The 3908-nt window shown below is 57.6% G+C and carries 3 protein-coding genes and 1 pseudogene; 2 read left to right on the forward strand and 2 right to left on the reverse strand.

The window, feature by feature from the left end; translation table 11 throughout:
- Positions 1–979, reverse strand: a 979-nt coding sequence (locus JWR14_RS14440; protein ID WP_299707798.1) for a porin, incomplete at its 3' end; no start/stop codon positions are given.
- A 405-nt stretch (positions 980–1384) separates the two neighbouring features.
- Between JWR14_RS14440 and JWR14_RS14445 the strand changes: the two genes are divergently transcribed.
- On the forward strand, positions 1385–2488 hold the full coding sequence (locus JWR14_RS14445; protein ID WP_299707800.1) for a TIGR03118 family protein: 1104 nt from the start codon (positions 1385–1387) through the stop codon (positions 2486–2488).
- A 279-nt stretch (positions 2489–2767) separates the two neighbouring features.
- Here the strand turns inward: JWR14_RS14445 and JWR14_RS14450 are convergent, their stop codons facing one another.
- Positions 2768–3601 (reverse strand): oxidoreductase, encoded by an 834-nt coding sequence (locus JWR14_RS14450; protein WP_299707802.1) that lies wholly within the window; start codon positions 3599–3601, stop codon positions 2768–2770.
- A 93-nt stretch (positions 3602–3694) separates the two neighbouring features.
- Between JWR14_RS14450 and JWR14_RS14455 the strand changes: the two are divergent.
- Positions 3695–3908: pseudogene (locus JWR14_RS14455) on the forward strand (AraC family transcriptional regulator); the annotation flags it as partial.

The following is a 3908-nucleotide window of genomic DNA, read 5'->3' on the forward strand; positions in this document are numbered from 1 at the left end:
TGTATATCGCGCCTCCGATAGTTTGCGTGACTGCATTGCCCTTGAGAAAATTGTAGGCGGCGCCCACCGACCACTCAGGCGTGAACCGATATTGCACGCTGAACTCGGCATCGTTGAAATCCGCGCTGCTCTGGGCAAGCGCCGCAATGTTCGAATATCGGATATTCGAATACGTCGCGCCCATGACAACGTTCCCGAACACATAGGCCCCTCCGGCCGCTATCACCTGGTAGCTTCTCGCTGTCGCATAACCGCTATAGATCGGACTCGCCGTCAGTCCGTTCGACATCGGCGTGTCGGTTGGATTGCTTCCAAACAAGGACGCCGCCGGATTGTTGACGTGCGAATACGCAAGCGCCAATCCCAGCGGACCGTTGGTGAAATGCGCGCCGAATGAGTAAGCCTGATTGGTCGCAAGCGAGCCGGGCACGCCACCAAAACTGTAAAGCCCTTCGAGGGTCAGGCCGCCATACGTGGGGCTTTGATACTTCACCGAGTTGTTCTGGCGGCGAGTGAAGTTGAAGTTGTCAAGATCGCCGGGGTGCGCTGCATGGTCCGAGCCGAGGTTCGAATCACCGAATTCGTATATCCCCACATAGTCGACAACAGGGTCGTATTGTCGCCCGAGCGTCACCGTGCCAACCCGCTCACTCGACAAACCCACAAAGGCCTGGCGACCAAATTCATCGCCACCTTGCGCGAGCTTTCCGTTGTTCAGTTCAAACCCGTTCTCGAGCGTGAAAATAGCCTTCACACCACCGCCGAGATCTTCCGAGCCCTTTAAGCCCCACCGCGAACCATTGAGGCCGTTGTTGGCATCCAGCCTGAACAGCCTGCCGCCGCTGTTGCTGCCTGCAACAGGAGCATTGCTGATGGCTTCGAAGCCTTCATCGATGATGCCATACAGGGTTACGCTGCTCTGCGCATGCGCGGCCGAAATGCACAACACGAGCGCGCTCGTGGCTACGGTTCTTTTCATAAAAAACTCGCAAAAATGCCGGTGCCTCCCGCGGCTGCCGCAAAGCGGCAAGCGGGTCCGGCGATACGGCGTTGAGAGAGGCGAATCTAATTAGGTAGACGAAACGGACGACGCGCAGAAATATTCCACGGGCGATGAACATTCAAGCGAGCCTCCGCCATCGACATGTCCTTGCCGGCGATCTATCGAACGGCCTCGTTGAAGTGTTGGGAAATGTTTTGTGAGGATTGGGAATAAATCGTGGCGACAGTCGTTTTCAGCATGGAAACCGAACTATTTCCGCGCTGCGACGATTTTTCCGGATGGCTCAGCGCTGCGGCTCACTCTCCTTCGGGCATAAAAACGGCGTTAACAGGATTGCGCAGCCGGGGCCCGCGAATTTCTCTATCAAAGGAAAGCGTTCATATGAAACTCCATCAATGGACCATTCGTACTGTCGCCGCGAGCTGTGTTGCTATAACCCTCGCTGCGTGCGGTGGCCACGATCACCACGACGACAACAATCATGGGATGACCCCGCAGTTCAGGTCGACCATCCTTGTATCGGACGGTAGCGTTGCGTCCGCGAACATCGACGCGAACCTGAAAAACGGCTGGGGCATCGCGTTCAACCCGACCGGGCCAGTGTGGGTGTCGGATAACGACACGAAGAAGTCAACGCTCTATGACGGCAACGGCGTGCCGCAGGCGCTCGTGGTCACGATCCCGCCTAACGCGGCGGGACAGGCCGCCGGACCGACCGGTATCGCGTTCAACCCAAGCACGGATTTCCAGATCAGCGCCAACGGGGGCGCTGCGTCCAACGCGCTCTTCATCTTCGCGACGGATGCCGGCACCATCGCGGCATGGTCTCCGAAGGTGCTGCAGACTCAAGCAGTCACGGCCCACGATGATGGCGCGGGGGGCGCGGTCTACAAGGGCCTTGCAATCGGCGTGAACGCCGGTGCAAACCTGCTCTATGCGGCCGACTTCCACAACAAGAAGATCGATGTGTTCGACAAGTCCTTCAACAAGATCCAGCTGGCAGGCGGCTTCATCGATCCGAACCTGCCCGCAGGTCTGTCACCGTTCGGCATCGCGGACATCGGGGGCACCGTCTACGTTACCTATGCCGTGCTCGGGCCGGATGGCCACACGCAGATGAACGGCGCGGGCAATGGCGTTGTCAATGCGTTCGACGCCGCCGGCAACTTCATCAAGCGTATCGCGACCGGCGGCGTCTTGAATTCGCCGTGGGGCGTGGCGCTTGCCCCGGCGAACTTTGGGGCGGCGAGCAATGAGTTGCTGGTGGGCAATTTCGGCGATGGGACGATCAATGTGTTCGACCCGAACACGGGCGCGTCCATTGGCGCCCTCACGCAGACTGATGGAACGATCTTCAAGCAGACGGGACTCTGGGGGATTGCCTTTGGCAACAACGTCGATAACCAGCCGCTTAACACGCTGTTCTTCGCGGCCGGTCCGACCCCGACCAGTGGTGTGTATGGCCGTCTAGATTTAATGCCGTGACCGGTCGCAGCGAGGACGAACACGAATTTCAGGGCGAGGCGACGGCGCAAATGTCGTGTTCGATACGGGCGATGCGGATAGGTGAAATTGTCGTATTGATGTGCAACAGCGTGGATGCCGAGCGGCTGGGCTGGGGACATTTGAAAGAGATGGATCGTTCTTCACAACTTCGCGGCCAAGCAAGGAGAGGCGCTTTTCGAATCTGCTCAGATTCATCCGACGCACTCCATTGCTGTTGAGCCGTTTCGCCCCGTTCCCTAATACGGTCGCTACGCGCAATCATCCATCCGTCGATCTCGTGACAGTTTCCCAAGCGTCAAATTCTGCACTGAGCAACGAGAGCTTTTCCCGAACCAAGCCGAGCGCATCACTTCCTAGCAGAAGATGCGACGGTGGCTCATCGCTTTCGATAACGGCCAACATGGCACGCGCAGCTTTCACAGGATCGCCGAGTTGCCTACCACTTTTCTCTTCCCGTCCTTTTCTAATGGGATCGAATAGAGAATCGTAGTCTGGGATCGAGCGCGGCGTTCGAACCATCGAACGACCGGCCCACTCAGTGCGAAAAGACCCAGGCGCTACAGCGGTCACGTGGATGCCGAACGGCTTGACTTCTTTGCCGAGGACCTCGGAGATTCCTTCCAAGGCGAATTTACTGCCCCAGTAGTAGGCGATTCCCGGCATGGTGATAAAGCCGCCCATCGATGTGATGTTAAGAATATGCCCGCGCCGTCGTTCGCGCATATACGGCAACACACTCTTCATGACAGCAACGGCCCCGAACACATTCACGTCGAATTGCCGACGCATTTCCTCAAGCGGTGACTCCTCCATGACGCCCTCGTGACCGTAGCCTGCGTTGTTCACCAGCACGTCCAGTGGCCCGACGCTTGCCTCAATTTCGGCCACGACATGTTCGACAGACTCAAAGTCAGTAACGTCAAGCACGCGACCAAACGCACTGGTCGAGCTAAGCGTTTCGAACGTCTGTTTTGCCTGCTCGCTTCGTACCGTGCCGACGACCCGATACCCTGCAGCAAGCGCTTCTTCTGCCAGTGCGCGTCCGAAGCCGCTACTGACGCCAGTGATCAACATTGTTTTGGTCGATGACATGAAAACACTCCCGGGTTGGTGTGAAAGATTGCATGTTATTCTTAATAACTGCTCAAAATCAGACCCAATTCTCTGCTTATGTTGCCTATTTATATGAGCGAACTGGATGGCACGGAAGGCGCCGACCAAAGCGTTTCCTCTGCCAGCGCACGTGATCAGCATCGGATGGTTGCCTTGCTTACTGCGTTAGCTCCGCGGGAGGGCTACAACCTGACCGCGTTGCGCGATGTACGAATCCTGCGCTCGGACCGGGCGTTGTCTCGCACGCCGGTGCTATACGATCCCGGCATCGTGATCGTCTGCCAGG

The organism is Caballeronia sp. (genome assembly GCF_028292365.1).
GTDB lineage: Bacteria > Pseudomonadota > Gammaproteobacteria > Burkholderiales > Burkholderiaceae > Caballeronia.